This window comes from Mycolicibacterium diernhoferi (genome assembly GCF_019456655.1).
GTDB classification, from domain to species: domain Bacteria; phylum Actinomycetota; class Actinomycetes; order Mycobacteriales; family Mycobacteriaceae; genus Mycobacterium; species Mycobacterium diernhoferi.
Genome location: NZ_CP080332.1, coordinates 2348900 through 2374062, shown reverse-complemented (window position 1 = coordinate 2374062; position 25163 = coordinate 2348900). Strand labels below are relative to the sequence as shown.

Below are 25163 nucleotides of genomic sequence, written 5' to 3'. Positions count from 1 at the left end.
CCGATCAGCCGCCCAGCCGTGCGCCGGAACCGATGCCCCACAGCCCGATGGTGAGCAGCAGGTTGGCGATGATCATCACCGAGATGCTGGCCCGCATGGCCCGGCCCGCGGCGACGCCGACCCCCTGCGGACCGCCGCTGGCGAAATAGCCGTAGTAGCACTGGATCGTCGAGGTGATGATGACGAAGACGATCGCCTTGCCCACCGAGTAGACGATGTCGGTGCCGGTCAGCACCAGCCGGAAGTAGTGGTCGAAGGTGCCGCCGGACAGGCCGCCGGCGAACGTCACGATGGTCTGCACCGCCGCGTAGTTGACCACCAGACACAGGATGTAGAGCGGGATGATGGCCAGCACCGAGGCCAACAGCCGGGTGGTCACCAGATACGGAATCGGGCGGATGGCAAGTGATTCCATGGCGTCGATCTCCTCGGAGATCCGCATCGACCCGAGTTGGGCGGTGAACCGGCAGCCGGCCTGGGCGGCGAACGCCAGCGCCGCCATGATCGGCGCCAGCTCGCGGGTGGACACGGTCGAGGACAGCAGTCCGGCCGCGGGTTCCATGCCCAGCAGGTGCAGCGCCTGATAGCCCTCGATGCCCACGATCGCCCCGGCGGTGGCGCCGAGCACGATGATCACCCCGGCGGTGCCGCCGCCGACCACGATCGAGCCGTTGCCCCAGGTGACATCGGACAGCACCGTGAGAAACGCCTTGCGGTACCGGGTCAGGGCCACCGGAACGGCCGCCACCGCATGGATGAAGAAGGTGAGCATGTGGCCCAGCCGGACACCGAGGTCCCCGATGGCGGTGGTCGCGGAGACGAACGGCCGGACCCCGCGGGGGTAGTACGGCGCCGCCACTACAGAGCCGCCTTGGGGAAGAGCAACACATACATCTGGGTGAAGACGACGTTGGTGATCATCAGCAGCAGGATCGACGCCACCACGGTGGCGTTGACCGAGTTGGCCACGCCGGCCGGACCGCCCTTGGTGCTCAACCCTTTCTGGCACGCGACGATGGCGACGATGGCGCCGAACACCACCGACTTGATCAGGGTCAGCACCAGGTCCCCCACCGTCGCGAACGAGGCGAACGTGGTCACGAAGCTGCCCGGCGCGCCCTCCTGGACAAACGTGTTGAACAGGTACCCGGCCAGGAACCCGATGAAGCAGACCAGCCCGGTCAGCGCGACGCTCACCACGATGGCCGCCGCCAAGCGTGGCACCACCAACCGTCGCACCGCCGAGATGCCCAGTACCTCAAGGGCATCCACTTCCTCACGAATGGTGCGCGACCCGAGGTCGGCGCAGATGGCCGAGCCGACGGCGGAGGCCATCAGCAGCGCCGCCACCAGCGGGGCGCCCTGTTTGATGACCGCCAACCCGCTGGCCGCACCGGCCAGTGAGGTGGCGCCGACCTGACCGGCCAGCAGGGCGAACTGGATCTGCAGGGTGACGCCGATGGGGATGGCCACGCACATCGTCGGCAGCATGGCCGTGGAGGCCATGAACGCCGCCTGGTGGACGAACTCGGCGAAGGAGAACCGCCACCGGGCAATGTCGAGGATCAGGTACTGCAGCGCACGTAGTCCCAGGATGCACTGCAGACCAACAGTTTCCAGCGAGGCGACCGGGTGCCGGTCGACGTAGCCCCTCGTCCACCGGGTGATGTCACCGACCGGTGACGGCGGTTGCGGCGGTGTCGCCAATTCGCCCCTCCCTTTCGAACGTCGGACGGCCCGGAGGTCACCTGGGCAGCCGCAGTGCCCGCTCGGCGATCAGGTTGCGGAGCACCTCGTTGGTGCCGCCGGCGATGGTGAACGCCCTTCCGTACAGGAACGCGTCCTGCCACCACCCGTTGTCGTGTACCAGCGGATCGCCCTCCACCCGCACACCGTCGTGGCCCTGCAACTGCATGCCGTATTCGTGCAGGGCCAAATTGATCTCGCTGAACAGGATCTTCGACACCGGGGCGTCGGCAACATCACCGCTGCCGTGCAGGGCGCGACTGTCCCCGAAGGCCGACACCAAGGAGTTCACGTGCACGTCGGCGACGAAGCCACCGATGACCTGGCGGACGTCATCGCGATCGATTGCCGGGCAACCATCCCGGGTGATCTCACCGGCCAGCCGGGCCAACCTGTCCAGTGCACCGAACAGCGAAGCGCCGCTACCCGCGCTGGACCGTTCGTGGGCAAGGCTGGTGGTGGTGACGGCCCAACCCTGGTTGACCCCGCCGATCACCCGGTCAGCCGGGATCCGCACCCCGTCGAGGAACACCTCGTTGAAGTCCGAGGTGCCGGTGATCTCCCGCAGCGGGCGGACCGTCACGCCCGGCGTGTTCATGTCCAGAGCAAATGCGGTGATACCGGCGTGTTTGGGCGCGTCGGGATCGGTGCGGGCCAGCAGATAACCCCGGTCGGCGTGCTGGCCGTTGGTGGTCCACACCTTCTGCCCGTCGACCACGTAGGCGTCGCCGTCCAGACGGGCCTTTGTCCGCAGTCCCGCCAGATCGCTGCCCGCGTCCGGTTCGCTGAACAGCTGACACCAGATGTCCTCACCTGAACGGATTCTGGGTAGGAAGAAATCCTTCTGCGCCGCGCTGCCCGACGCGATGATCGCCGCGGCGGCGAGCAGCCCGCCACCGACCGGACCGGCCGCGCCGACTCTGATCAGCTCATCGGTCACCACCGATTCGTGCAGCGGATGCGGATCCTCGAGTCCGCCGTGCTCGACCGGCCAGTGCACTCCGAGCAGGTTCTCGGCAAACAGCATGCCGGTCCACTTCCGCAACGCGGGAACCTGCTCGGGCTCCGGCGCCCGGACCCCGGTGCGCCCGTGCCTCGGCGGTGCGTGCCGAGATGCGAGTTCGCGGACACGCTTACGCAGTACATCGAGTTCTGCGTCTTGCCCGAGGTGCACGGCAACCTCCCCTATCCACAGCGACGGATCCTGATTTACCTTAATCAGTATCCTGTATGTTGGGGGCGGTTATTGCAATGCCCGTCCCCGAAGACCGCATTCCGGCAAAAGGAGCAGCTTGTGGATTTCGAGCTCACCGACGAGCAGCGCGGTCTCGTCGACTCCACCCGATCTCTGCTCGCGAGCAGGTCGGCGACCGGCAACGCCCGCACCCTCATCGACAGCGAGACCCGCGTGGATGCCGAGTTGTGGCGGCGCGGCACCGAACTCGGCTGGCCGGCCCTGGCCATCGCCGAGGCCGACGGCGGCCTGGGCCAGCAATGTGTGGACCTGGCCCTGGTCGCCGCCGAACTGGGCCGCAGCCTGGCGGCGACCCCGTTCATCCCGACCGTGGTCGCTGCGGATGCGCTCAGCCGCAGCGACAATGAGCAGTCCTCGGAGCTGGTGCAGTCGATCGCGGCGGGAGATATCACCGCAACCTGGGCCTTCGCCGAGTACGGGCAGCCGTGGGCGGCCACCGGCGTCGGCACCCGGGCCCGGCGCAACGGCGACGGCTATCTGATCAGCGGCTCCAAAGTGACTGTGCACGATGCGGATACGGCCCAGTTCATGGTCGTCGACGCGCTGCTCGACGACGACGAGCCGGCCCGTTTCGTGGTACCCACGGATGCCACCGGGGTACGGATCAGCCGCCAGCACACCCTCGACGTCACCCGCAGCTACTGTGATGTCACCTTCGACGGGGTCGCCGTGGGGGCCGACGCGCTGTGCGCCGCCGGCCTTGCCGCGCGTGACTCACTGGCCGCGACGATGCGGTTGCACACCGTGCTGCTGTGCGCCGAACTGGTCGGCATCGCCGAGCGCATGCTGGCGATGACCGTGGACTACGTCACCGACCGGGTTCAGTTCGGCCGACCGGTGGGCAGCTTCCAGGCCGTCAAGCACCAGTGCGCGGATATGCGGATCTGGGTCCAGGCCTGTACCGCGGCGACCTACTACGCGGCGATGGCGCTGGACAGCGATCAGGCCGACGCCGCGCACGCGGTCAGTGTGGCCAAGGTCTACGTATCCGACGCCATCGGCCGCATCGCCGGGAACGCACTGCAACTGCACGGCGGCATCGGCTTCACCTGGGAGCACGATCTGCACCTCTACATCCGGAGGGCCCGGGTGAACGCGCTGCTGTCCGGGGATTCCGCACACCACCGGGAACTGCTGTGCCAGACGCTGGAGGCCCGGTCAGCGTCCTGACCACCGGCGCTGACGATGCCGGAACTTCGACCGCGGCGCCTCCGATAGACTGCCGAACAGCATGTTTACGCCGGAACTGTCCCCCGCGGTCGCCGCAAGCCGTGGCAGGGTCCCCGGACCCGCGGCCGCTCCGCCGGGTCTGCTGTGAACTCCGTCCGGCACGATCTCGTCGCTCACCTGCACAGTTTCGGTGACCGCCCCGCGGTGCACACCGCCGGTGCGACCCTGACCTACCGCGAGCTGGCCGACCGGGTGCACCACGTCGCCACCGACGACCTCGGCGGCGACCGGAAACTGGTGCTGCTGGAGACCACCAACGACATCACCACCCTGGTGCGCTACCTCGCCGCCCTGGCCGCCGGGCATGTCGTGCTGCCGGCACCCCCGGGCAGCGATCACACCGATCTGCTGGGCACCTACCGGCCCGATCTGGTGATCGATGCGGCCGGGATCCACCACCGCGCGCCGGGCGGCCACACGCTGCATCCCGATCTCGCCCTGCTGATGTCCACCTCGGGCAGTACCGGCTCCCCCAAGCTGGTCCGGCTGTCGGGGGCGAATCTGCTGGCCAACGCCCGCTCCATTGCCGAGTACCTCGACATCCGCGAGACCGACTGCGCGGCAACCACATTGCCGATGTCCTACTGCTATGGACTGTCGGTGGTCCACAGCCACCTGTTGCGTGGGGCGGCGCTGATCCTCACCGACCTGTCGGTCATCGAAGAGGATTTCTGGGACCTGTTCCGGCGGCACCGCGGCACCTCGTTCGCCGGTGTGCCGTACACGTTCGACCTGCTGGAGCGCATCGGCTTCGCCGAGATGCGGCTGCCGCACCTGCGTTACATCACCCAGGCCGGCGGCAAGCTGGCGCCGCAGCGGGTGCAGCAGTACGCCATGCTGGGACAGCGCCGAGGCTGGAAGTTGTACGTGATGTACGGCGCCACCGAGGCCACCGCCCGGATGGCGTACCTGCCGCCCGAGCTGGCGGCCGGCCGGCCCACCGCCATCGGTCGCGCCATCCCCGGCGGCGAGCTGCGCATCGATCTCTCCTGGGCGAGCGAAGCGACGGGAGATCAGCACGACAGCGACGGCGACATCGGCGAACTGGTCTACCGCGGGCCGAACGTGATGATGGGCTACGCCCAGAGCATCGCCGACCTCGCCATGGGGCCCGGGGTCGACGAGCTGCGCACCGGCGATCTGGCCCGGCGTGCTCCGGACGGTCTCTTCGAGGTGGTGGGCCGGGCCAATCGGTTCGTCAAGATGTTCGGTCTACGCATCGACCTCGCCCGGGTGGAGACCGAACTGCGCGAGCGTGGCATCGCGGCGCTGTGTGCGGCCGATGAGGACACCCTCGTCATCGCCGCGACGCACCCGGCCGATGCGGTCCGCGCTGCGGTCACCGACATCACCGGAGTACCCGGCGGGTCGGTGCGCGCCATCACCGTCGACGAACTGCCGATGCTGTCGTCCGGGAAACCGGACTACCCGGCGGTGCGTGCGCTGGCCCCGCCGGTCCGGGCCGGGACCCAGTTGCGGGAGGTGTTCGCCGACGTGCTGCACCTGGACCCCGACACCATCGACCCCGATGCCAGTTTCGTCGACCTGGGCGGCAACTCGCTGATCTATGTGTCCATGTCGGTGCGGCTGGAGAAGGCGTTGGGAACACTCCCGGCCCAGTGGCAGCAGCTCTCGCTGCGCGAGTTGGAGGGCATCGGCACCCCGAAGCGACGCTGGGGCACCACCCTGGAGACCAGCGTCGCGTTGCGGGCCGCCGCGATCGTGCTCATCGTCGGATCGCACGCCGAACTGTTCCAGATGTGGGGCGGGGCGCACATCCTGCTCGGTGTCGCCGGCTACAACTTCGGCCGGTTCTGTCTGACCGCCGTCGGACGCCGGGAACGGATCGGGCACCTGCGCAGCACGATCGGCTGGATCGTGGTGCCCACGGTGGCATGGGTGGCATGGGCGTTGCTGTTCACCGACCACTACCACCTGACCAACCTGCTGCTGGCCGACAAGTTCCTCGGGCCCCCCGACAGCATGACCTCGGGCCGGCTGTGGTTCATCGAGGTGCTGGTGTGGATCCTGGTGCTGCTGGCCTGCCTGTTGTGGCTGCCCGGGATGGACCGCACCGAGCGCCGTCACCCGTTCACCTTCGCGGTCGTCTTCCTGGTGATCGGACTGGCGCTGCGCTACCAGGTTTTCGGCCCGTACCCGGTGCGCGACGCCATGTTCACCATGCTGGCGTTCTGGTTCTTCGCGGCGGGCTGGGCGGTGTCCAAGGCCACCACGTTCTGGCAGCGGGCCGCGATCACGTGCGTGCTGGCGGGCGCCCTGCACGGCTACTTCGGGCACAACACGGTTCGCGAGATGCTGGTGTTCGGCGGGCTCGCCCTGCTGATCTGGGTGCCGGCGATCCGCTGCCCCGCCCCGGTGAGCGCGGCGGCGGCGGTGCTGGCGGAGGCGTCGCTGTACACCTATCTGACCCACTACCAGGTGTACCCGCTGTTCGGGGAGCACCGCGTCGCCGGGGTGATCGCCTCCCTGCTGGTCGGCATCGCGCTGACCTACCTGATGACGATGCTGCGCCGCCGGATCCGTCAGCGGTCGGCGGCCAGGCCCTCCTGGACGACAGTGGCGGCGATGACCCCGTCTTCGCGGACCAGCGACGCGGTGACCACGCCGCGGCCGCCGGCCGCCGCCGGGGAGCGCGACTCCAGCAGATTCCACTGATCGGCCCGCAGCGGCTGGTGAAACCAGATCGACGAGTCGGTGGTCCCGCCGCGGTGGGTGCGGGCGGCCATCGCGTGGCCGTGCACCTGCAGAATCGGGTCGATGCCGTACAGGTCGGTGACGTACACCGCGACCAGGGTGTGCAGCAGATCCTGCGCGGGCAGGTCGAACCGGGTACGCCACCACATCCGCCGCACGAACTCCCCGCCGGAGCGGTCGTCCGCGACGCGGATATCGAGTTCGTCCAGCGGCAGTGACGGCGCCGGGCCCGGCGGGCCGGTCTGCTCCAGGGTGTCCGGATGCGCCGGCATCGACGACCGGATGCCGTGTTCGGGTCCGGCCAGCGGGACGGAGAACGACACCGTGGCGGTGTTGAGCAGTCGCCCGTGCTGGCGGGTCTCGACCCGGCGCGCCGCGGCGGTCCGGCCGTCGTAGATCCGTTCGACGCGGTAGTCCGAGCTGTCCCCGGCCTCGCCGCCGCGCAGGAACTGCAGGTGCATGTTGGTGGGTCGTTTGTCACCGGCGACCGAGCAGCAGGCGGCGGCCAGGCTCTGCGCGGCGAACAACCCGCCGAAGGACCGCTTGCCGACCGGTCCGGCACCGGGGCCGACCCAGCCGTCCTCGCCGTCGGGTGTCAAGGTCAGCAGGTCCAGCAGCGCGCTCATGCAATCCCCTCGCAGGCTCGGGTCTTGCATTCCGGACTCATATTCGCTCCGCAAGCGTCGCTCATGCGACGGTGCCGGACCCGGTGAGCCGGTCGATGTCGTCGGCGCTCAGACCGAGTCGCTCGCGCAGCACCTGCGCGGTGTGATCACCGAGGGCCGGGGCGGCAACCGCAGCCGGGTAACCGCCGTCGATGGAGATCGGCAGGCCGGGTGCGAGGTACTGCCCGATCCGCGGCTGGTCCAGTTCGGTGAACAGCGGGTTGGCGGTCACCCGCTCGTCGGTGGCGACCTCGGCGAAGCTGCGGTAGCGCTCCCACAGCACCGAGGTCTGCGACAGCGCGGCGCTCACCTCCTCGGCGCTGCGCTCGGCGAACCACAACGTGAACAGACCGGTGAGTGCGTCTCGATGCCGGTACCGGTCGCCCTCGTCGGTGAAGTCGGCGCCCAGCGCCTCGCCCAGCGCGGCAACGGCTTTGGCGGTGCCGGTCAGTTCGGTCAGATCGCGGAAATGCCGGCCGGTGAGGGCCACCAGCATGAACACCACGCCGTCGCGGCTGGTGAAGTTCTGCCCGTACTGGCCGTACAACGAGTTGCCGATCCGTTGACGTTCGGTACCGCCGACCATCACCTCGGTCAGGAAGCTCAGGTTCCCGGCGGTGGCCAGGGCGACGTTCTCCAGCGGGATGGCGATCCGTTGGCCGGCACCGGTGAGCTCGCGGTGGCGCACCGCGGTGGACACCGCCAGCGCCGCGTACAGCCCGCACGCCACATCCCAGGCCGGCAGCACGTGGTTGACCGGGGTGGACAGGTTGGCGGGCCCGGTCACCAGGGGGAACCCGACCGCGGCGTTGACGGTGTAGTCCACCCCGGTGGAACCGTCGGCGCGCCCGGAGATCTCGACGTGGATGAGATCCGGGCGCAGCCCGACCAGCTCCTCGTAGGAATGCCACGGCCGGCCGGCCACATTGGTGATCAGCACGCCGGCCTCGGCGATCAACTCACGGATCAGCTTCTGGCCCTCGGGGGCACGCATGTCGACCGCGACCGACCGCTTGCCCTTGTTGAGCCCGGCCCAGTAGATACTGTCGCCGTCCTCGGTGACGGGCCAGCGCTTATAGTCGGCGGCGCCGCCGACCGGATCGACCCGGATCACCTCCGCCCCCAGTTGGGCCAGCGTCATCCCCGCCAGGGGCACCGCCACGAAGCTGGATATCTCGATGATCCGTACGCCCGCCAGGGGCCCCTGCGCCTCACCACTCACCGGGCCAAGCTATCAACCCATGATCAGCCGGGCGCCGTCCCGGTTCGCGGTGACCAGCGCGCCGCGGCCGCCGTCGATGAGCACGCCGCGCAATCGACTCCAGGTGGGAGTCGCGCCGTCGGTGATCTCCTCGGCCAGCACCGAGCGGCCGGCATCGGTGAACAGGTAGCGCAACACCGTCCGGGTCTCGCCCCGGCCGAGGTCCGCGGATTCGATGTCCAGTTCCACATCGTCGGGCAGGGTGATGCCCAGTGCGGCCAGCACCGCATCGGGTGAGAAGCCGTCGAGGGTGATCTCGCGGGTGGTCTCCGGGACCAACCGGACCTCGTCGGTGGCCTCGGCAGGGTCCAGGAAACGGACCAGGCGCCAGTGGTCCTCGTCCCCGCACAGCAGGATCCGGTCGCGGTTCGGCAGCAGCTCGGCGACCAGCACCGCCTCATCGAGGTGCACGGCGACAGCGCCGGTCACCGGCCCGAGTTCGGCGGCCCGGCGGCGCAGCGCCGACAGATGCCAGGGCCGCACCTTGGCCCCCAGGTTGTCTTCGGTGAGCGCCCGCACGGCGGCGGCGATGGCGGTGCGGATCGGGCCCTTGTTGCAGCGCAACGGGACCTCCCCTGCCTCACGTAGCACCCGCAGTGCGGTGACGACCCGGGATGCCAGTTCGACGGATTCGGACACGACAGGTGACATTACGGCCTCTAGATTTGGGGGATGCCCTCGATCGAGCTCGACACCCCGGCCGGTCCCATCGACGCGCTCGTCGACATCCCCGAGGGCGACGGCCCGTGGCCCGGCGTGGTGGTGGTGCACGACGCCATCGGTTACCAGCCCGACAAGGAGGCGGTGTCCGAGCGCATCGCGGCCGCCGGGTACCTGGCCGTCACCCCGAACCTGTACGCGCGCGGCGGACGGGCCCGCTGCATCAGCACGGTGATGCGCGCGGCGCTGACCAAACAGGGCCCGGCCATCGAGGACATCGCCGCGGCCCGCGACTACCTGCAGGGCCGCCCGGACTGCACCGGCACGGTGGGCATCGCCGGTTTCTGCATGGGCGGACAGTTCGCGCTCATCATGTCGCCGGCGGGTTTCGGCGCGTCCGCGCCGTTCTACGGGACGCCGCTGCCGAAGAACCTGGAGCAGACTCTGCAGGGCGCCTGCCCGATCGTGGCCAGCTTCGGCGCCCGCGACCCGCTCGGCCGGGGCGCGCCGGCGAAGCTGAACAGGGCCGTCGCGGCGCACGGTATCGCCGCCGACATCAAGGTCTACCCGGGCGCCGGACACAGCTTCGCCAACCAGCTGCCCGCCCAGTCGCTGCTGCGGGTCACCGGATTCGGGTACAACGAGGCCGTCGCCGAGGACGCCTGGCAGCGGGTGTTCGCGTTCTTCGACGAGCACCTGCGCGGTTAGGCCCGCACCAGTTCCACGACCGGGATCACCCGGACCGTCTTCCGCTGGTACTCACCGAACTGCGGTTCGACCTCAACCTGCTTGGCGTAGATCTCGTCGCGGCACCAGCGGAGCGATCCGCTGCTTACCCGATACGGCGCCGGTGTGGTGCACCAGCACCAGTGGCTTGCCCTCGAACACCCCGCCTGCCCGCCCGCCGGTGGCGCGGAACTCCTCGATCACGGAGCCATTCATCTCGTCGAATGCGGCTTTGTCCATAACCGGTATCTACCGCGACGGGCGGCCGGCTATTCCCGGGACCGCTCAGTCCGGCAGCCGCAGTTCGGGCTTCTCGACCTCTTCGATGTTGACGTCCTTGAAGGTGATGACGCGCACCTGCTTGACGAAGCGCGCCGGGCGGTACATGTCCCACACCCAGGCATCGGCGAGGCGCAACTCGAAATACACCTCGCCGTCGGCGTTGCGGGGCACCATTTCCACGCTGTTGGCCAGGTAGAACCGGCGTTCGGTCTCCACGACGTAGCTGAACTGACCGACGATGTCCTTGTACTCGCGATACAGCGAGAGCTCCATCTCGGTTTCGTACTTCTCGAGATCCTCGGCACTCATCTGCTCTGCTGTCCTTCGTCTAGGTTGTGCTCCATCATCCCGCACAGGGCTTCGCCATCCAACCGCGGCGCACCCGGTCCCGCGATCCGACGCACGTTCACGAACGAATAGCGGTGCTGGCGGCACGGCCCGAGTTCCGCCAGCGCTGCGGTGTGCACCGGCGTGATGTAGCCCTTGTGTTCGGCGAAGCGGTATCCGGGATACTCGCGGTCCATCTCCACCATCAGCCGGTCCCGGCTCACCTTGGCCAGCACGCTGGCCGCGGCGATACAGGCGGCCGCGGCGTCTCCACCGATGACCGGCAGCGACGGGATCGGCAGCCCGGGCACCCGGAACCCATCCGAGAGCACGTACCCCGGCCGGACCGGCAAGCCGGCCACCGCGCGGCGCATGCCCTCGATGTTCGCATGGTGCACGCCGCGGCGATCAACCTCCTCCGAGGAGATGAACACCACGTGGTAGGCCAGCGCGTAGCGGCGGATCAGCGGGAACAGCCGCTCCCGTTCGACTTCGCTGAGTTTCTTCGAATCATCCAGCGCGGCAAGACTTGTCAAGCGGTTGGGTCCAAGCACGCAGGCGGCCACCACCAGCGGTCCGGCGCACGCCCCGCGGCCGACCTCATCGACACCCGCGACCGGGCCGAGGCCGCTGCGGTACAGCGCGGACTCCAGGGTCCGCAGGCCCGACCTGCGGATCACTGTTCTGGGGGGCCAACTCGCCGGCAACGCCGGAACTCCTAATCGGCCGAGGCCGTCTGCGGGTTCACGCTGCTCACGCCACCCCACCGCGACGGCGGCCAGGCGATGAATCGGGCCTTGCCGATCACGTTGTCCACCGGCACGGTGCCCGCTTCGGGGTCACCGGTGCACAGCAGACCGCGCTGGGCGTCGCCGGGTTGATTCGTGCAGCGCGACCGCGAGTCGGCGGAGTGCGTGCGGTTGTCCCCCATCACCCACAGCTTGTTCTCGGGGACCTTCACCGGGCCGAACTCATTGCCCAGGCAGGGGTAGACCTCGGAGTCGGCGTTCATCGTCACCGGATCCAGGTACGGCTCGACGAGTTTCTTGCCGTCGACGGTCAATCCGGTGTCCGCACGGCATTGCACCGTCTGGCCACCGACCGCGATGATCCGCTTGACCAGATCGTTCTCGTCCGGCGGCACGAAGCCGACGAAGGACAGTGCGTCCTGCACGAACTTGATCGCCGGATTGTCCGAACGGATCGACTTGTACCCGATGTTCCAGTTCGGCGGGCCCTTGAAGACGACGACGTCGCCGGGTTCGGGCTCGCTGAACCGGTAGGTGAGCTTGTCGACCATGATCCGGTCGCCGACGCAGCCGGGGCAACCGTGCAGCGTGGGCTCCATCGATTCCGACGGAATCAGGTACGGGCGCGCGATGAAGGTCAGCATCACGTAGTAGAGAACCAACGCGATGGTGACCAGGATGGCACCCTCACGCAGCGCGCCGTGCTTCTTCTTCGGCTCCTGCTCGGCATCCTCACCGGTCTCGGTGTCCGAATCGGACCGGGCGGTGCGGGCAGAGTCTTCGGCGTCGTCGGTCACGGCATCAGGGTAGCCAGCGCGGCCGGATGGCGGCCCGTCAGCATGGGCAAGCGTGTCGGGATCGACACACCTGTCACCGGCGTCAGCGCTTCTCCTTGATCTTCGCCTTCTTGCCGCGCAGCTCGCGCAGGTAGTACAGCTTGGCGCGACGCACGTCGCCGCGGGTCACCACATCGATGTGATCGATGTTGGGCGAGTGCACCGGGAAGGTCCGCTCGACGCCGACGCCGTAGCTCTCCTTGCGGACGGTGAAGGTCTCGCTGACCCCACCGTTCTGGCGGCGCAGCACGACACCCTTGAAGACCTGGATGCGCTCCTTGGAGCCCTCGATGACCTTGACGTGCACGTTGACGGTATCGCCGGGACCGAAAGCCGGGATGTCGTCGCGCAGCGACGCCTTGTCGACGAAGTCAAGCGTGTTCATCGGTGACTCTTCCTTGCTGTTGGCGGCTCTTCACGGGCGGCGCTGACGTTCGCGCAACCGAGCCGACGTATTCGGGCGGATCTGACTGTGTTTGTCTCCGCGGCAGGACCGAGCCTGCGCAGGCAACTGCTCAATTGTGCCAGACGAGGCGCGGCAGGCGAAATCGCGGGCCTATCCATGCCCCGAAACGCCGTGCCGGTCCGCAGCGCGCACACCCTGCAGCCGACGATTAGGCTACCTGCATCCGGGGTAGACGAACCGACAGCGTGGCCGGGTCCCCCCGTCGCACCGCTCCGGGGCGTGCCCCACCACAGCATCTGGAGGAGTCCATGCCACGCCCGTCGAAGTTTCTGGCGGTGGCCGTCACGGCCGTCTTTTCGACCGTCATGATCTCCGGCTGCGAGGCCAAGGTGTACGGCAGCCCGCCGCCGTCGCCGGCCGCACCGCAACTCACCGTCGTCGCGCCGCTGGGCACCTCCGCACCGCTGCCCGAGGCTCCCCCGGACCGGCCGGTGGCCACGTTCGAGGGGCTGAAGGAGCGCGCGATCCAGGCCACCGGCGAGGCCGCCGAAGCGGGTGCGGACATCACGGTGGCGGTCCTCGACCGGCTGACCGGTGAGCTGGTGACCAACGGCGCCAACCGCACCATCGCGATCGCCTCGGTGGTCAAGCTCTTCATCGCCGACGATCTGCTGCTGCAGGAGGCCAACGGCGAGACCACGCTGAGCCCCGAGGATCGCTCGATGCTCGATGTGATGCTGCGCTCCTCCGATGACAGTGCCGCCGAGGTGTTCTGGAACCGCAGCGGCGGCAGCGCGATCATCGACCGGGTGGTCGAGCGCTACGGGTTGGGCTCGACCAGCGCGCCCGGCAACGGCCGCTGGTACAACACCATCAGTACCGTGACCGACCTGGTGCGCTACTACGACATGCTGCTGGCCGGGACCGGGGGCCTGCCCTCGGAACGGGCCGGCATCATCATGTCCAACCTCGCGGAGTCCACCCCGACCGCTCCCGACGGCATGGCGCCCGGCGGCGTCTATCCGCAGCGGTTCGGCATCCCGGAGGGGCTCTACGCCGAACCGGTTGCGGTCAAACAGGGTTGGATGTGCTGCATCGGCTCGGACTGGATGCACCTGTCCACCGGTGTGGTCGGCCCGGACCGTCGCTACGTGATGGCCATCGGCTCGATGCAGCCGGCCGGTGCCGAGGAAGCCCGCCGGGCGATCACCGATGCGGTGAAGACCATCTTCCCGGGCGGGCGCATCTAGTCGCCCAGTAGGTCGGGACGGCGCTCACGGGTCCGTTGCAGCGACTGCTCGTGGCGCCAGGCCTCGATCTTGGCGTGGTCACCGGAGAGCAGCACCGGCGGCACCTCCAGCTCACGCCAGACCGGCGGCCGGGTGTAGCTGGGGCCTTCCAGCAGGCCACCGACGTGGTCGGAGTGCGAATCATCTTGGTGTGAGGCGGGATTGCCGAGCACCTCGGGCAGCAGCCGGATCACGGCCTCGGCCATCACCAGCACCGCCGACTCTCCCCCGGCCAGCACGTAATCGCCGATGGACACCTCTTCGACCCGCATCCGCCGGGCGGCGTCGTCGGCGACGCGCTGGTCGATGCCCTCGTAGCGCCCGCAGGCGAACACCAGGTGCGTCTCGCGGCTCCACCGCTGCGCGGTGGCCTGGGTGAACGGCCGACCGGCCGGCGTCGGCACCACCAGAAGCGTGTCGGGAGTGCAGATATCGTCGAGTGCGGCACCCCATACCGGGGCCTTCATCACCATGCCGGGACCCCCGCCGTAGGGCGAATCATCCACCGACCGGTGCACGTCATGGGTCCACTCGCGCAGGTCGTGCACGCCGAGTTCGACGATGCCCGCCGCAATTGCCTTGCCCGGCAAAGCCTGTCGCAGCGCGTCCAGGTAGGCAGGGAAAATCGTGACGACGTCGATACGCACGTCGCTCCTACAGATCTTCGATGTTCAGCAGGCCGTCGGGCGGATCGATCTCCACGATGCCCTCGCTACGCGACACCGCGGTGACGATGGCACCGACGAACGGCACCAGCACCTCGCGGCCCTCGGGGGTCTTGACCGACAGCAACTCCCCGGCCGCGGTGTGCAGCACCTCGGCCACCGTGCCCACCGCCGTGCCGTCGATGGTCCGCACGGCCAGACCTTCGAGTTCGTGGTCGTAGAACTCGTCGGGGTCGTCGATGGGGGGCAGCTCGGCGGCCTCGATGAGGAACAACGTGCCGCGCATCTCGTCGGCGGCGTTGCGGTCGTTCACGCCGGCCAGCCGCACCAGCAGCCGACCGGCGTGCTCACGCACCGTTTCGATGACGTAACTGTGTTCGGGTCCCCCGCGCGGCTTACGGCCGCGCAGCACCGCACCCGGGGCGAACCGCCCCGCCGGGTCGTCGGTACGGACCTCGATGACCACCTCGCCGGTGACACCATGTGCCTTGGCGACGCGCCCGATGACCAGCTCCATGAGGGTGGCCGCTACTGGTCGGTGTCCACCACGTCGACGCGGATACCGCGGCCACCGATGCCGGCGACCAGGGTGCGCAACGCGGTGGCGGTACGGCCACCGCGCCCGATGACCTTGCCCAGGTCGTCGGGGTGAACGTGCACCTCGACGGTGCGTCCACGGCGATTGGTCACCAGGTCGACACGGACGTCGTCAGGGTTGTCGACGATCCCGCGAACGAGGTGCTCGACGGCGTCGACGACGACGGTGCTCATTCTGCGGCGGACTCTTCGGCGGGCGCCTCGGCCTCAGCGGCGGGAGCCTCGGCCTCGGCGGCGGGAGCCTCTTCCTTCTTGGCCGGAGCCTTCTTCTTCTTCGCCTGCACGGCCTCGCCGGTCGGCGCGCCGTCGGCGGCAGCCAGGGCGGCGTTGAACAGGTCCAGCTTGGACGGCTTGGGCTCCTTGACCTTCAGCGTGCCCTCGGCGCCCGGCAGGCCCTTGAACTTCTGCCAGTCACCGGTGACCTTCAGCAGCGCGAGCACCGGCTCGGTGGGCTGCGCGCCGACGCTCAGCCAGTATTGCGCACGCTCCGAATCGATCTCGATCAGGCTCGGCTCTTCCTTCGGGTGGTACTTGCCGATGACCTCGATGGCGCGGCCATCGCGACGGTTGCGCGCATCGGCGACGGCGATGCGGTACTGGGGGTTACGGATCTTGCCGAAACGGGCGAGCTTGATCTTGACAGCCATGTGAAACGATTCTCCTGTTGATTGCCGCGCCTGCAATTCAGCGACTCGGGCGGATTGCCCGGTCCGGTTTTGCATCTGCGCGTGTGACCGGCGTGCGGCGCATCTAACGTGTCGCGCGCGGGACAGCCGCCCATTGTGCCAGAGCGGGGCTGTCGCCCCCAAATCCCATCTACCCGGCGCCGAGCGGGGCCGACTCAGACCACCCGGTCGAAGCACTTCTCCTCGACGCGGCGCGTCATCCGCCAACCGTCGGCGGTGCGCACGAACTCGTCGGCGTACCAAAGGCCGCAGAACAGCACTTGCGGCGGTTCCTGCCCCGGCAGCACCATCGGGTTGAAGCACAGCGTGCGCGCCGTCGCGGTGTCCCCGGTCACCCGGACGTCGATGTTGCCGAGCATGTGCGCGTAGGCCGGGAAGTTCGGCAGTACCTCGGCCAGCCAGGCCTTCACCTCCGGATAGTGCCCGTCCACCCCGCCCATGGCGCGGTAGTCGATATAGGCGTCCGGGGCGAACACCTGATCGAGGTCATCGAAGCGACGGGTGTCGATGGCCGTCGAGTAGGCCACCAGCAGGTCCTGGATTTCGAGGCGGTCGGAGATCTCTTCGATGCTCAGCACGTCCCGATTGAACCACCTAGGAGGACGGGCCCGGGGAGCCTTGCGGCGGCGGCCAGTGATCCCCTTCCCATTCCCCGGGTTCGGCGTGGTCGCCACGCGAGAGCGGCACCCACTGCTCGGTCGGGGCCGGCTGCTTCGACGACGGGAAGTCGCGCAGCTTGCCCGACGGCTTGGCATCCCACTTCTCGAAGGTCAGCGGGGTCTGCAGCCAGGCGTACAGCAGGTTGTAGACGCCCTCCAACGAGTCCAGGTGGGTGCGTTCCCACCCGTGGCTGCCGTCCAGGCCGAAACCGACCAGGGCTGCGCGGGTGTTGGCGCCGGCCTCGATGGCCGCGGCCGCATCGGAGCGGTAGTAGCGGAAGACGTCGCGGGCGTGCGGAATCCCCCGTTCCTTGGCCAGCCGGCACAGCTTGCGGGTCAGGTGGTAGTCGAACGGGCCGTGCAGGTCGGCCATCGGGATGGTCACCCCGTCCTCGATCGACTCCTGCCCCGGCGCGCACACCGCGTTGTCCACCGACACCAGTTCGGCGACGTCGGGGTCCAGGCCGTGGCTCGCCCCGTGCCCGACCTCCTCGGTGATGGTCACCATGATCGACGTCGTGTGCGGCAGCACTATCTTCTGCTCGGCCACCGTCTTGGCCAGGGTGAGCGCGACGGCCACCCCGGCCTTGCCGTCCAGGTGCCGGGACACGATGTACCCGTCGGAGGTCAGCTCCGGGGCGGCGATCAGCGCGACGAAGTCACCGACGTTGAAGCCCAGCCGTTCCAGGTCGGCACGGTTGCTGACCTGGCGGTCGATACGGACCTCGACGTGCTCCCATTCCGTTGGCTGGGTGTCGATTTCGTCGCCGAACGCGTGCCCGGAGGCCTTGAGCGGCATCACCGTACCGGTGAAGAATTCGTCGGCGTCGTCGGTGAAGATCCGGACCCGCGCCCCGGTCGCGAAGCGCGCCGAGAAGGTGCCCACCGGCACCAGCTCGAGGCGGCCGTTGTCCTTCAGCGCCCGCACCATGCAGCCGATGGTGTCCGCGTGCACGACCACGGCGCGATCGGTGGTCTTCGACTCGCCGGGCAGCACCGCGGTCAGTGCGCCGCGCCGGGTCAGCGTGAACGGCACCCCGAGGTCGTTGAGGGTGTCACCGATCAACTGCATGACCGCGTCGGTGCGTCCCGACGGACTCGGCGTCTGCAACAGGTGCAGCAGCGTGTCGATCATCCACGCCCTGGTCTCTTCCGGCATCACGGCACGTTCGGACAAGATGTCTCCTTCTCAAGCATTGCGTCAGGGCCGGGGCCGGGCGCCGCACATGCGTCGCCCCGGTGTGGTCCCGATACGGGCCCACCGCCCCCTAACCCTGATCGACAGGATCGGGCTGCCAGGCCCACGGCGTGGCAGCTGTCCGTGGAAAGAGTAGATCCACGAAGGCCTGCGCCGTCGGGCGCGGTTCATGATTGGCCAACCCGGGACGCTCGTTGGCCTCGATGAACACGTATTCCTCACCGTCGACCGCCGGCACCATCAGGTCGATCCCGGTGACCGGGATCCCGATCGCGTCGGCGGCGTCCACCGCCACCCTGGCCAGCGTCGGGTTCAGGTCGTCGGTGACATCGACGATGGTGCCACCGGTGTGCAGGTTGGCGGTGCGGCGCACCACCAGGTGCTCATTGGCGGCCAACACGTCCCCGAGGTCCCAGCCCGCGTCGCGGACGGTGTCCTCGGTCACCGAGTCCAGCGGGATCTTCGATTCACCCTGGGTGGCGGCCGACCGGCGCCGGCTCTGCGCCTCGATGAGCTGCCCGATGGTGTGCTTGCCGGTGCCGATGATCTCCGGTGGGCGCCGGACCGCTGCCGCGATCACCTTGCCGTTGATCACCACGATGCGCAGATCCTCACCCTCGCAACGCTCCTCGATCAGCACATCGGGGCAATGCTTGCTGGCCACCTGCAAGGCCCGGTCGAGTTCGTCGTGACGGGTCACCCCGACGGTGATGCCGGCGCCCTGCTCGCCGCGGGCCGGCTTGACCACCACCGAGCCCACCCGGGCCAGGAAACGGTGATCCTCCTCGCCGAAGGTCGCGGTGACACCTTGGGGCACAACGATTCCCGCCTCGCTGACCACCTTGCGCGCGATCCGCTTGTCATCGCACCGGCTCATTGCGACCGCGTTGGTGAGCTCGGAGAGCGATTCGCGGGTGGTCACCGTGGTGCCGCCGTGGGTGAGCTGCAGGTAGCCGGCCTGGGCGTCGAGCACCTGCACCGCGATCCCCCGCAGGATCGCCTCGTCGGCGATGATGCGGGCGTACGGGTTGAGCTGGTCGAGCTCTTCCTCGGGTTGTGCGGGCGCGAACAGCTTCTCGTTGATCGCGTTCTTGCGTTTGACGCCGAGTTCGGGAACCCGATCGAAACCCATCCGCTCGTACAGCGCGATGGCCGCCGAATTGTCGTGCAGCACAGACAGGTCCATCTGGGCGCGGCCGCGGTCGATGAACTCCTCGACCAGCGACCGCACCAGCAGGCCACCGGCTCCGGGCCGGCACAGCGTCGGGCTGACCGCCAGGCACCACAGCGACGACCCGTTCTCCGGATCGTCGAACAGCTCCACGTGGTCGATACCGGTGACGGTGCCGACCACCGCACCGGTGCTGTCGTCGACGGCCACCAGATAGATCATGTGATGTTCGCGCTGACTGTTGTGCCACATCAACTCGACGTCGGCGGGCACCATCCGGCACTGCAGGTAGATCTCGTTGATCGCCGCGCAGTCGGCCCTGGACTGCACCCGCCGGACCGTCACGCCGGGCAGGTCCGGCGGTCGGTAGGCCGGCGGCACCGTCAGGTCCAGCCGGTAGGTGAAGCTCGGGTCGATGAAGAATTCCTGTGGGTTCAGTGCGACGAAGACGTGCGGCGCCTCCAGGTACATGCCGATGTCGCGACGCCCGCTGGCCTCGGCACGCAATGCGGTACCCAGTTCGCCGGGATCGTCGAATGTCTGCCCGAAGACGAGCCGACCCCAGCCGAGATCCTGCACGACCTCTTTGCGCGAGAGGTCCTTGTGCGGGGCGCCACGGCGCGAGGTCGCCTTCTCCAGGGTCATCTCGTCGTTACCCCATCCACGTGATGCGCCAGCCACAGTTCCAGCAGTCCGAGCTGCCACAGGGGGTTACCCCGAAGTGGCGTCAGGTAACCGTTGGGCTCGGCGAGCAGCCGATCCACCTCGGCCGGGTTGAACAATCCCCGGGTGCGCGCACCCTGGCCGTGCAGCGCGTCGCGGACCAGGTCCAGATAGGGCCCGGCCAGGTGCTTGAGCGCGGGCACCGGGAAGTAGCCCTTCGGCCGGTCGATCACCTCGTGCGGGATGACTTTGCGGGCAGCCTCTTTCAGCACGCCCTTGCCGTCGTAGGCGGTCTTGAGCGCGGGCGGGCAGGTGGCCGCGAGTTCGACGAGCTCGTGGTCCAGGAACGGCACCCGGCCTTCCAGACCCCAGGCCATGGTCATGTTGTCGACGCGCTTGACCGGGTCGTCGACCAGCATCACGGTGGTGTCCAGGCGCAGGGCCCGGTCGGTGGCCGTCGCCGCGCCGGGGTGCGCGAAATGGCTGCGGACGTAGTCGCCGGCGATGTCGGCGTCCAGGCGCCACTGGGGCTGCAGCAGACTGTTCAGCGCGGCGTGGTCGCGGTCGAAGAACGCCTGCCGGTAGCGCCGCAGCGCGCCGTCGACATCGTGGTCCGCGGCGTGCGCCATCGGCGGGTACCAGTGGTAGCCGGCGAAGATCTCGTCGGCGCCCTGACCGGACTGGACCACCTTGACGTGCTTGCTGACCTCCTGGGACAGCAGATAGAACGCCACGCAGTCGTGGCTCATCATCGGTTCGCTCATCGCGCCGATCGCCCCGGACAGTGCGGGCAGCATGCGGGCGGTATCGATACGGATCTGGTGGTGATCGGTGCTGTAGTGCCGGGCGATGATGTCGGAGTACTTGAACTCGTCGCCCTCTTCCCCGCCGGCGGCCTCGAAGCCGATGGAGAACGTCGCCAGGCCGTGCTGGCCGGCTTCGGCGAGCAGGCCGACGATCAGGCTGGAGTCCAGGCCGCCCGACAGCAGACAGCCGACCGGGACGTCGGCCACCAGCCGCCGCTCCACCGCGGTGCGCAGCGAGTCCAGGATGGCCTCTTCCCACTCGTTCTCCGACCAGCCCGCGCGTTCGGCCGAGCGCTCGAAAACCGGTTCCCAGTAAGTACGTTCGGTTCGGGACCCGTCCGGCTCGATGCGCATGATGGTTCCCGGCGCCAGTTTTCGCACACCCTTGAGGATGGTGTGCGGCGGCGGCACCACCGAGTGGAAGCTCAGGTAGTGGTGCAGGGCCACCGGGTCGATGTCGGTGTCCACCCCACCGGCCGCGACCAGCGCCGGCAGTGAGGAGGCGAACCGGAAGGCGTCCGAAACCTCGGTCCAGTACAGCGGTTTCACGCCGAGCCGGTCACGGGCCAGCAGCACCCGACCGGAGTCGACCTCGGTGACGGCGAAGGCGAACATGCCGAACAGGTGGTCGACCACCTGTTCGCCCCACTCCCGGTAGCCCTTGAGCACGACCTCGGTGTCGCTGTGTGAGAAGAACCGGTAGCCCTTGCCGATCAGTTCCTGGCGCAACTGCGGATAGTTGTAGATACAGCCGTTGAACGCGACGGTGAGGCCGAGTTCGGGGTCGTGCATGGGCTGCTGTCCGTGGCTGGACAGGTCGATGATGGCCAGCCGGCGGTGTCCGAGGGCCACGCCGCCCTGGGCCCAGAATCCCCCACTGTCAGGTCCTCGCGGCACCATGGAATCGGCCATTTTGGCGATGGCTGACAGATCTGCTGATCGGCCGCGAGCAACCTCGCCGGCGATGCCGCACATTGAATTCGTCCCCTCGATGGTTTTCGGCCACTCTGGTTCGCGCCCGTTCAACGTTACCGCCATGGGCGCTCGCCAAACCTGAGACGACAAAAGGTCGTTAAGCTCACACGCCATGCGAAGGCTTGCCGCCGGTCTCATCTCTGCGCTCTGTTTGCTCACCGTCAGCACCGGTTCGGCGGGCGCCGTTCCCGGTGTCGATCAGCCGCTGGGATCGGTGCCGATACCGGATGGACCTGCACAGGCCTGGGTGATCGCGGATATGGACAGCGGTGCGGTCCTGGCCTCTCGGGACGGGTACGGGCGCTACGCGCCGGCCAGCACCATCAAGGTGCTGTTGGCCACGGTGGTGCTCGAGGAACTGCCGCTGGAGGCGACCGTGGTGGCCGAGGAGGCCGACACCCGGGTCGAGTGCAACTGCGCGGGCGTGGCGCCCGGCCAGACCTACACGGTGCGTCAACTGTTGGAAGGCTTGCTGCTGGTGTCGGGCAACGACGCAGCAAACACGTTGGCCACCATGCTCGGCGGCCGGGAGGCGGCCGTGGCGAAGATGAACGCGAAGGCCGCACAATTGGGCGCGCACGCCACCGTGGCGGGCAGTCCGTCCGGCCTGGACGGGCCCGGTATCGAGATGTGGTCCTCGCCGCACGACCTGGCGGTGCTGTTCCGGGCCGCGCTGGCCGACCCGGTGTTCGGCCAGATCACCGCGCAACCCACGGCGGTGTTCCCGGGCAGGACCGGTGACCGCGTGCTGGTCAACCAGAACGAGTTGCTGGGCCGCTATCCCGGCACGCTGGGCGGCAAGACCGGATTCACCGATCTTGCGCGTAAGACGTTCGTCGGCGCCGCGCAGCGCGACGGCCGACGCCTCGTGGTCGCGTTGATGTACGGGCTGGTCCGCGAGGGCGGCCCGACCTACTGGGATCAGGCGTCGGCCCTGTTGGATTGGGGTTTCGTGCAGGACCGGTCGGCCGGCATCGGGGTCCTGTAGTGCGGGGTGCTCTGGTCGAGACCCGACAGATACCTTCCCGGGCACGGAACGAGTCCTGGGGCCCGTAGCCTCTCGCGGGTGCGACACCTGTTCGCGGCGACCGCGCTCGCCCTCAGCACGGTCCTGGCGGCGCCTGCACAGGCCACGCCCAATGTGGAACCCGCTGGCGCGCAATCGTTTGCGAACGGACCGGCCAAGGCCTACCTGCTCGCCGATCTGGACACCGGCGCGGTACTGGCCGCCAAGGATGCGCACGGCCGCTACGCCCCGGCCAGCACCATCAAGGTGCTGCTGGCCATGGTGGTGCTCGACCATCTGCGGCCCGACAACTTCGCCCGCGCCAACGACTCGCACACCAAGGTCGAATGTTCCTGCGTGGGGCTCAAACCCGGCCAGCCGTACACCGTGACCCAGCTGCTGAGCGCGCTACTGATGGTGTCGGGCAACGATTCGGCGAACATGCTCGCCGACATGCTCGGCGGTCAGCGCGCGGCGGTCGCCGCCATGAACCGCAAAGCCGCCGCCGTCGGGGCCCGCAGCACCAAGGCGTCCTCCCCGTCCGGGCTGGACGGGCCGGGGTGGGAGTCGATCACCACCCCGCACGATCTGGCGGTCATCTTCCGGGCCGCTCTGCGCTATCCGTTGATCGCGCAGATCATGCGCTCCCCGTCCGCCGCGTTCCCCGGTAAGACGCTGTCCAACCAGAACGAGTTGCTCAGCCGGTATCCCGGCGACCTGGGCGGCAAGACCGGGTATACGAACCTGGCCCGCAAAACCTATGTCGGGGCAGCTCAGCGCGGTGACCGTCGCCTGGTCGTGGTGCAGATGTACGGAACCGGCGATCTGTACGGCCAGGCCATCGGCCTGCTGGACTGGGGTTTCAGCCGGCCCTGACAGGGAGCGCCCCACTGCCGCCCGAATCCAAGTAAGGTCACCCTAACTTGCGCTGCGCATCGGGCCACGCACCGATCAGAGGGGACACCGTGTCCGGCCAGTCCGACATCTCGCTCATCGTCGCGTTCGGCACCGATATGGGAAACGCCGAGGACGCGGCGATGACGTTCGCCGAGTCGGTCGCCACCATCGGCATCGAGGTCGAAGCCGTCGAGCTCAATCAGGTCGACCTCACGCAGCTGCCGGACACCTCCCACTTCATCGTGGTGGTGTCGACCTTCGGCGAGGGCGAGTTCCCGGATTCGGCGACGCTGTTCTGGGAGGCCATCAGCGCGGACACCGACCGCCTCGAGCACCTCAAGTTCGCCGTCCTGGCCCTCGGCGACAGCTCCTATGAACTGTTCTGCAACGCCGGGAAGCTGCTCGACGAACGACTGGAGGCGCTCGGCGCCCACCGGATGACCGACCGGGTCGACGTGGACGGCTTCTACGAGGAGCCGGCCAGGGCGTGGACCGCCGAGCTCATCGAACTGCTGACCGCCGAGCAGGGCGCGCCGGGCGGCGAACCCGTCCCGATCCCCGAGCGGGCCGAACCGCGGGAGCGCCACGTCGCGGTCCGGGCCCGGCTCGCGGTGAACCGGTGGCTCAACTCGACCACGTCCGACAAGGAGGTCCGCCATTACGAGGTGGATCTCACCGGCACCGGAATCGCTTATCAGGCAGGCGATTCCATCGCCGTGCACGCCACCAACGATCCCGCACTGGTGGCGGCGCTGCTGGATGAGCTCAGGGTCGGCGCCGACCACACGGTGACCGGGCACGACAAGCCGCTGGGCACGCTGCTCACCGAGGATCTGGAGATCCGCACGCCGTCACGGGCGCTGCTGACGCTGGCGGCCGCACGCACCTCGGATCAGTCGGTCGCCGAAGCCCTGCGCACCGGGGACACCCACGGCGGCACCGAGGGGTCGTGGCTGTACGGCAAGGATGTCCTGGACATCGTGGCGCTGGCCGACCTCAAGGCCGACGAGGTCGTGGACACCCTGCGCCCGCTGCAGTTCCGCGACTACTCGATCGCGTCCAGCCCGCTGGCGCATCCCGACAGCGTGCACCTGACGGTCGCCAGCGTGCGTTACGACGCCGCCGGTCGCCGGCGCGGCGGTGTGGCATCGACATATCTGGCCGACCGCTGCACCGAGGTGCTGGTGCACCTGCGCCCGAACAACCACTTCCGGCTGCCCGCCGGGGACGTCCCGATCATCATGATCGGCCCGGGCACCGGCATCGCGCCGTTCCGCGCCTTCCTGCAGGAGCGCGCCGCCGCCGGCGCGACGGGACGGTCCTGGCTGTTCTTCGGCGACCGGCGCCGCGACACCGATTTCCTGTACCGCGACGAGTTGCAGGACTTCCTCGACAGCGGTGTGCTGACCCGGCTGAACCTGGCATTCTCCCGGGACCAAGAGTCGAAAGTGTATGTGCAGCACCATATTCAGGAGAATGCCGAGGAGGTCTTCGGCTGGCTGCAGGACGGCGCACACGTGTATGTGTGCGGCGACGCCGAACGGATGGCCAAGGACGTGGACGCGGCGCTGCACGATGTCGTCGCCCGCGCCGGCGGCATGGACGCCACGGCCGCGCACAGCTACGTCAACGACCTGATCAAGAGCCACCGCTACGTCCGCGACGTGTACTAACCGCCCAACCGATCAAACGG

General features: G+C 68.6%; 24 protein-coding genes and 2 pseudogenes. 7 read left to right on the top strand and 19 right to left on the bottom strand.

Annotation, left to right across the window (positions count from 1 at the left end; genetic code table 11):
* Window positions 1–4: 4 nt before the first annotated feature.
* The 3 genes from K0O62_RS11155 to K0O62_RS11145 are packed head-to-tail and all read right to left on the bottom strand — an operon-like array spanning window position 5 to window position 2920.
* Window positions 5–859, bottom strand: a complete 855-nt coding sequence (locus K0O62_RS11155) for an ABC transporter permease (RefSeq protein ID WP_073856054.1) — start codon at window positions 857–859, stop codon at window positions 5–7.
* Complete coding sequence (locus K0O62_RS11150) at window positions 859–1707, bottom strand: MlaE family ABC transporter permease (RefSeq protein WP_073856053.1); 849 nt, start codon at window positions 1705–1707, stop codon at window positions 859–861. Before K0O62_RS11150 ends, K0O62_RS11155 begins: the two co-directional genes overlap by 1 nt.
* Before the next feature lie 37 nt (window positions 1708–1744).
* A complete protein-coding gene (locus K0O62_RS11145; protein WP_073856052.1) occupies window positions 1745–2920 on the bottom strand; it encodes an acyl-CoA dehydrogenase family protein in 1176 nt (391 codons plus the stop codon).
* A gap of 120 nt (window positions 2921–3040) precedes the next feature.
* Between K0O62_RS11145 and K0O62_RS11140 the strand changes: the two genes are divergently transcribed.
* Complete coding sequence (locus K0O62_RS11140) at window positions 3041–4171, top strand: acyl-CoA dehydrogenase family protein (protein ID WP_073856051.1); 1131 nt, start codon at window positions 3041–3043, stop codon at window positions 4169–4171.
* A 144-nt stretch (window positions 4172–4315) separates the two neighbouring features.
* Window positions 4316–6784, top strand: a pseudogene (locus K0O62_RS29085) (AMP-binding protein); the annotation flags it as partial.
* Here the strand turns inward: K0O62_RS29085 and K0O62_RS11130 are convergent.
* The 3 genes from K0O62_RS11130 to K0O62_RS11120 all read right to left on the bottom strand — a co-directional run bounded on the left by K0O62_RS11130 (window position 6775) and on the right by K0O62_RS11120 (window position 9511).
* Window positions 6775–7572 carry an acyl-CoA thioesterase gene (locus tag K0O62_RS11130; RefSeq protein ID WP_073856049.1) on the bottom strand — a complete coding sequence of 266 codons (798 nt, stop codon included), beginning with the start codon at window positions 7570–7572 and terminating at the stop codon, window positions 6775–6777. The pseudogene K0O62_RS29085 and the gene K0O62_RS11130 sit on opposite strands and share 10 nt — an antisense overlap.
* Before the next feature lie 61 nt (window positions 7573–7633).
* Window positions 7634–8833 (bottom strand): CoA transferase, encoded by a 1200-nt coding sequence (locus tag K0O62_RS11125; protein WP_073856048.1) that lies wholly within the window; start codon window positions 8831–8833, stop codon window positions 7634–7636.
* Window positions 8834–8845: 12 nt separating this feature from the next.
* Window positions 8846–9511 carry a hypothetical protein gene (locus tag K0O62_RS11120; protein ID WP_131817391.1) on the bottom strand — a complete coding sequence of 222 codons (666 nt, stop codon included), beginning with the start codon at window positions 9509–9511 and terminating at the stop codon, window positions 8846–8848.
* 33 nt (window positions 9512–9544) lie between these two features.
* On the opposite strand from K0O62_RS11120, the gene K0O62_RS11115 reads away from it, so the two are divergent.
* Window positions 9545–10240, top strand: a complete 696-nt coding sequence (locus K0O62_RS11115) for a dienelactone hydrolase family protein (RefSeq protein WP_073856046.1) — start codon at window positions 9545–9547, stop codon at window positions 10238–10240.
* On the opposite strand, the pseudogene K0O62_RS11110 reads toward K0O62_RS11115, so the two are convergent.
* The 5 genes and pseudogenes from K0O62_RS11110 to rplS all read right to left on the bottom strand — a co-directional run bounded on the left by K0O62_RS11110 (window position 10237) and on the right by rplS (window position 12837).
* Window positions 10237–10498, bottom strand: a pseudogene (locus tag K0O62_RS11110) (nitroreductase/quinone reductase family protein). The gene K0O62_RS11115 and the pseudogene K0O62_RS11110 sit on opposite strands and share 4 nt — an antisense overlap.
* Before the next feature lie 45 nt (window positions 10499–10543).
* Window positions 10544–10849, bottom strand: coding sequence for a DUF2469 domain-containing protein (locus tag K0O62_RS11105; RefSeq protein ID WP_019511324.1), 306 nt, complete (start codon window positions 10847–10849; stop codon window positions 10544–10546).
* Window positions 10846–11574, bottom strand: a complete 729-nt coding sequence (locus K0O62_RS11100; protein ID WP_073856045.1) for a ribonuclease HII — start codon at window positions 11572–11574, stop codon at window positions 10846–10848. Before K0O62_RS11100 ends, K0O62_RS11105 begins: the two co-directional genes overlap by 4 nt.
* Window positions 11575–11585: 11 nt before the next feature.
* Window positions 11586–12413 carry a signal peptidase I gene (lepB, locus tag K0O62_RS11095; RefSeq protein WP_073856044.1) on the bottom strand — a complete coding sequence of 276 codons (828 nt, stop codon included), beginning with the start codon at window positions 12411–12413 and terminating at the stop codon, window positions 11586–11588.
* 82 nt (window positions 12414–12495) lie between these two features.
* Complete coding sequence (rplS, locus tag K0O62_RS11090) at window positions 12496–12837, bottom strand: 50S ribosomal protein L19 (protein WP_073856043.1); 342 nt, start codon at window positions 12835–12837, stop codon at window positions 12496–12498.
* A gap of 329 nt (window positions 12838–13166) precedes the next feature.
* Here rplS and K0O62_RS11085 point away from each other — a divergent pair, with 329 nt between their 5' ends.
* Complete coding sequence (locus K0O62_RS11085) at window positions 13167–14108, top strand: serine hydrolase (RefSeq protein ID WP_073856042.1); 942 nt, start codon at window positions 13167–13169, stop codon at window positions 14106–14108.
* Here the strand turns inward: K0O62_RS11085 and trmD are convergent.
* The 8 genes from trmD to K0O62_RS11045 form a co-directional block, all read right to left on the bottom strand.
* On the bottom strand, window positions 14105–14794 hold the full coding sequence (gene trmD, locus K0O62_RS11080) for a tRNA (guanosine(37)-N1)-methyltransferase TrmD (RefSeq protein ID WP_073856041.1): 690 nt from the start codon (window positions 14792–14794) through the stop codon (window positions 14105–14107). The genes K0O62_RS11085 and trmD overlap by 4 nt on opposite strands.
* Before the next feature lie 7 nt (window positions 14795–14801).
* Window positions 14802–15329: a ribosome maturation factor RimM gene (gene rimM, locus K0O62_RS11075; protein ID WP_073856040.1), complete on the bottom strand. Its 528-nt coding sequence runs from the start codon at window positions 15327–15329 to the stop codon at window positions 14802–14804.
* Window positions 15330–15340: 11 nt separating this feature from the next.
* Window positions 15341–15583 (bottom strand): RNA-binding protein, encoded by a 243-nt coding sequence (locus tag K0O62_RS11070; RefSeq protein ID WP_056548932.1) that lies wholly within the window; start codon window positions 15581–15583, stop codon window positions 15341–15343.
* On the bottom strand, window positions 15580–16056 hold the full coding sequence (gene rpsP / locus K0O62_RS11065) for a 30S ribosomal protein S16 (RefSeq protein WP_073856039.1): 477 nt from the start codon (window positions 16054–16056) through the stop codon (window positions 15580–15582). The genes K0O62_RS11070 and rpsP overlap by 4 nt, the downstream gene beginning before the upstream one ends.
* A 194-nt stretch (window positions 16057–16250) precedes the next feature.
* On the bottom strand, window positions 16251–16673 hold the full coding sequence (locus K0O62_RS11060) for a nuclear transport factor 2 family protein (protein ID WP_073856038.1): 423 nt from the start codon (window positions 16671–16673) through the stop codon (window positions 16251–16253).
* Window positions 16674–16689: 16 nt separating this feature from the next.
* Complete coding sequence (locus K0O62_RS11055; RefSeq protein ID WP_097933410.1) at window positions 16690–17913, bottom strand: osmoprotectant NAGGN system M42 family peptidase; 1224 nt, start codon at window positions 17911–17913, stop codon at window positions 16690–16692.
* Between the two features lie 109 nt (window positions 17914–18022).
* Complete coding sequence (gene ngg / locus K0O62_RS11050; protein WP_073856036.1) at window positions 18023–19768, bottom strand: N-acetylglutaminylglutamine synthetase; 1746 nt, start codon at window positions 19766–19768, stop codon at window positions 18023–18025.
* On the bottom strand, window positions 19765–21567 hold the full coding sequence (locus K0O62_RS11045) for an N-acetylglutaminylglutamine amidotransferase (protein ID WP_073856035.1): 1803 nt from the start codon (window positions 21565–21567) through the stop codon (window positions 19765–19767). The genes ngg and K0O62_RS11045 overlap by 4 nt, the downstream gene beginning before the upstream one ends.
* A gap of 112 nt (window positions 21568–21679) precedes the next feature.
* On the opposite strand from K0O62_RS11045, the gene K0O62_RS11040 reads away from it, so the two are divergent.
* The 3 genes from K0O62_RS11040 to K0O62_RS11030 all read left to right on the top strand — a co-directional run bounded on the left by K0O62_RS11040 (window position 21680) and on the right by K0O62_RS11030 (window position 25143).
* The gene (locus K0O62_RS11040) at window positions 21680–22555 is read left to right on the top strand and encodes a D-alanyl-D-alanine carboxypeptidase family protein (RefSeq protein WP_073856034.1); all 876 of its coding nucleotides are present in this window, start codon (window positions 21680–21682) and stop codon (window positions 22553–22555) included.
* A gap of 78 nt (window positions 22556–22633) precedes the next feature.
* Complete coding sequence (locus K0O62_RS11035) at window positions 22634–23449, top strand: D-alanyl-D-alanine carboxypeptidase family protein (protein WP_073856033.1); 816 nt, start codon at window positions 22634–22636, stop codon at window positions 23447–23449.
* A gap of 89 nt (window positions 23450–23538) precedes the next feature.
* On the top strand, window positions 23539–25143 hold the full coding sequence (locus K0O62_RS11030; protein ID WP_073856032.1) for a diflavin oxidoreductase: 1605 nt from the start codon (window positions 23539–23541) through the stop codon (window positions 25141–25143).
* The last annotated feature ends 20 nt before the right edge of the window (window positions 25144–25163 follow it).

Bases quoted from the DNA above. Each gene is read 5' to 3' on its own strand.
- K0O62_RS11130 (WP_073856049.1), bottom strand. From the start codon at position 7,572: ATGAGCGCGCTGCTGGACCTGCTGACCTTGACACCCGACGGCGAGGAC.
- K0O62_RS11115 (WP_073856046.1), top strand. From the start codon at position 9,545: ATGCCCTCGATCGAGCTCGACACCCCGGCCGGTCCCATCGACGCGCTC.
- K0O62_RS11105 (WP_019511324.1), bottom strand. From the start codon at position 10,849: ATGAGTGCCGAGGATCTCGAGAAGTACGAAACCGAGATGGAGCTCTCG.
- rplS (WP_073856043.1), bottom strand. From the start codon at position 12,837: ATGAACACGCTTGACTTCGTCGACAAGGCGTCGCTGCGCGACGACATC.
- K0O62_RS11085 (WP_073856042.1), top strand. From the start codon at position 13,167: ATGCCACGCCCGTCGAAGTTTCTGGCGGTGGCCGTCACGGCCGTCTTT.
- rimM (WP_073856040.1), bottom strand. From the start codon at position 15,329: ATGGAGCTGGTCATCGGGCGCGTCGCCAAGGCACATGGTGTCACCGGC.
- K0O62_RS11070 (WP_056548932.1), bottom strand. From the start codon at position 15,583: ATGAGCACCGTCGTCGTCGACGCCGTCGAGCACCTCGTTCGCGGGATC.
- rpsP (WP_073856039.1), bottom strand. From the start codon at position 16,056: ATGGCTGTCAAGATCAAGCTCGCCCGTTTCGGCAAGATCCGTAACCCC.
- K0O62_RS11055 (WP_097933410.1), bottom strand. From the start codon at position 17,913: ATGCCGGAAGAGACCAGGGCGTGGATGATCGACACGCTGCTGCACCTG.
- ngg (WP_073856036.1), bottom strand. From the start codon at position 19,768: ATGACCCTGGAGAAGGCGACCTCGCGCCGTGGCGCCCCGCACAAGGAC.
- K0O62_RS11045 (WP_073856035.1), bottom strand. From the start codon at position 21,567: ATGTGCGGCATCGCCGGCGAGGTTGCTCGCGGCCGATCAGCAGATCTG.
- K0O62_RS11040 (WP_073856034.1), top strand. From the start codon at position 21,680: ATGCGAAGGCTTGCCGCCGGTCTCATCTCTGCGCTCTGTTTGCTCACC.